Source organism: Candidatus Spechtbacterales bacterium, from assembly GCA_040879145.1.
GTDB lineage: Bacteria > Patescibacteriota > Minisyncoccia > Spechtbacterales > 2-12-FULL-38-22 > JAWVZY01.
The window spans coordinates 1-2346 of record JBBDKX010000032.1 but is presented as its reverse complement, the minus strand read 5'-3'; the positions used below and the strand labels follow the sequence as shown (position 1 = coordinate 2346).

The window sequence follows — 2346 nt, the reverse complement described above, 5'->3', positions numbered from 1 at the left end:
TAAACTAATTTTCGAGCTTGATTCCTGTCTGCTCTGCTACCTGATTTAAACGGCGGCTTTTTTGGGAAAAAGAGTTATCCCAAGCGCAAAAATAAAAAGAAGGGAGTTCACCAATATTATTACAGCCCCGGATGGCAAATCAAAGTAGTATGAAAGCGCAAGTCCGGATACAACAGATATCTCTCCAAGTATAATACTTATAGCAACGAAGCGCTTAAAAGAGGGAGATACAAGCTTTGCCGTAGCGGCGGGAGTTATCAATAAAGCGCTTATAAGAATAATTCCTAAAAGCTTTACGCCAAGCACTATCGCCATTGAAAGCACGATGTAAAATATTAGTTCTAACGCGGCAACAGGAATACCTTGCAGCCATGCGTTATCTCTGTCTATTGTAATATTTGTAAGATCCCTAAGATACCGCACAAGAAACAGGGATATAAAAAACGAAAAAGCAACTATTAGGTAAAGGTCGCTACTGCCTACAGCAAGAATACTTCCAAAAAGAAAACTTATTAATTCGGGTTGATACCCCTGCTGAAAACTCAAAAGTATCACACCCAAGGCAAGTCCTGTTGTAAATATTACCCCTATCACGGAATCAGATGCTACATTTGTTTTGCGCTCCAGCACATAAACAGAAATTCCAAAAAAAACACCGACAATCAAAGCCATGTTCATCGGGTTTAATCCCGATATAATGCCTAAAGCTATACCGGCAAGCGAGGCGTGCGCTATGCCATCGCTAAAAAAAGACATCTTGCGCAGGGTTACAAAAACTCCCAAAAAAGGCAGGATAAAGGCCAGGACAACCCCTGCTATTAAAGCTCTCTGCATAAATGGCAATAAAATAAAATCAGGCATACTAATGGTGGGCGCTATGGTCATGCAACGCTGTTCGCGAGCCATAAAGACTTTTCATTACCTCCGATGTAAGGGCCTGCGCGGGCACTCCGTCGCAAACTAACTCCTTGTTTATACACACAACCCTATCTGCCACATCCTGAACCACATCTAATTCGTGAGATATCATAACAATTGTAACGTCGTGAGTTTTTTGCAAAAACTTAACCATATCGTATATTGTCTCCTCCCCTGAAACATCCACACCGCTTACGGGCTCATCCAGATAAAGAATCTTTGGATGGTGGAGCATGGAACGAGCGATTAAAACCCGCTGAAACTGTCCGCCTGAAAGTTCGCCTATTTTTGTGTCTTTAAGGTGTTTAATATTAAGATGCTCCATGTGTTTTTGCACATCATCGGAATCGGCATCAGGGGCTGCAAGTTCAAGAAACTCTATAACGTTAAGGGGAAAGGACTTTTCAAACTGAAACCTTTGGGGGACATAACCTACATCTTTTCTTATTTCTCTGGGGCTTTTTCCAAAAACATTAATTTCTCCCTGAGACGGCTTTAAAAGACCAAGAAGCAACTTTAAAAGAGTTGTTTTTCCTGAACCGTTTGGGCCGACAATAAATGTTATAGAGCCTTTTGGTACGCCAAAACTAATGTCTGACAAAACCTCGTTTGCGCCATAGGAAAAAGAAAGCCCCTTTACTTGTATAACGTTTTCTTCCATTTAGATTTACTTAAGAGCCTCAAGAGCTGTGTTTACATTATAACGCATGAGCTCTACAAAAGAAGGTATTTCGTTTGTTCCCCCGATAGGGTCTAAAACAGCAAACCCTAGGTTGTTGTCATTTACAAAAGGGGTAAAAGCGGCATTAGAGTACTGAGGTTCGCTAAATATAACACTTACACCATGCTCCCGCACCTTATCACGCAAATCAGATAAATACCTGGGAGTTGGCTCTCTTCCCGCGCTTGGCTCAAAAGTCCCCACTATGTTAAGTCCAAAATTATCAGCAAAATAGTACCAGCTGTCGTGGAAAGTCAAAAGATCTTTTGTAGTAAGCAGGACAATTCTTTCTTTCAAGAGCTGTTCCTCAGCTAAAAGAACGGCTTTGTATGCCTCAGCATTTGCGCGATATGTTTCTGCGTTAGCTGAATCTATACGGCTTAACTCTTCAGCTACGGTATCGGCTATCGCGCGCGCATTACCAAAATGTAACCAGTAATGCGGGTTTATAGGACCATGCTCTTCGTGTTCTTCTTCATCTCCATGCTCATCTTCTTCATGTTCTTCTTCATCTCCATGCTCATCTTCTGCGTTCTCACGAAGTTCTATACCGTTATCCACAACAACTATACCCACCCCCTCAATCGCCTCTGCTGCCTTAAGAACCCAGTCGTCAAGTCCATACCCTATAGCAAATATAGTTTCGGTCCCCGAAAGTCCGGCCAGCTGCCTGGGTGTAAATTCATAAAAATGAGGGGAGGCACCGG

The 2346-nt window shown here is 42.3% G+C and carries 3 protein-coding genes; all 3 read right to left on the bottom strand.

Annotated features, from left to right (window positions below):
• Positions 1–45: 45 nt before the first annotated feature.
• A complete protein-coding gene (locus tag WDZ40_03465; protein ID MEX0877889.1) occupies positions 46–861 on the bottom strand; it encodes a metal ABC transporter permease in 816 nt (271 codons plus the stop codon).
• Between the two features lies 1 nt (position 862).
• Positions 863–1579: a metal ABC transporter ATP-binding protein gene (locus tag WDZ40_03460; protein ID MEX0877888.1), complete on the bottom strand. Its 717-nt coding sequence runs from the start codon at positions 1577–1579 to the stop codon at positions 863–865.
• Between the two features lie 6 nt (positions 1580–1585).
• Positions 1586–2346 (bottom strand): metal ABC transporter substrate-binding protein (locus WDZ40_03455; protein MEX0877887.1); only part of this gene is annotated, 761 nt, incomplete at its 5' end.

Bases quoted from the DNA above. Each gene is read 5' to 3' on its own strand.
- WDZ40_03460 (MEX0877888.1), bottom strand. From the start codon at position 1,579: ATGGAAGAAAACGTTATACAAGTAAAGGGGCTTTCTTTTTCCTATGGC.
- WDZ40_03465 (MEX0877889.1), bottom strand. From the start codon at position 861: ATGCCTGATTTTATTTTATTGCCATTTATGCAGAGAGCTTTAATAGCA.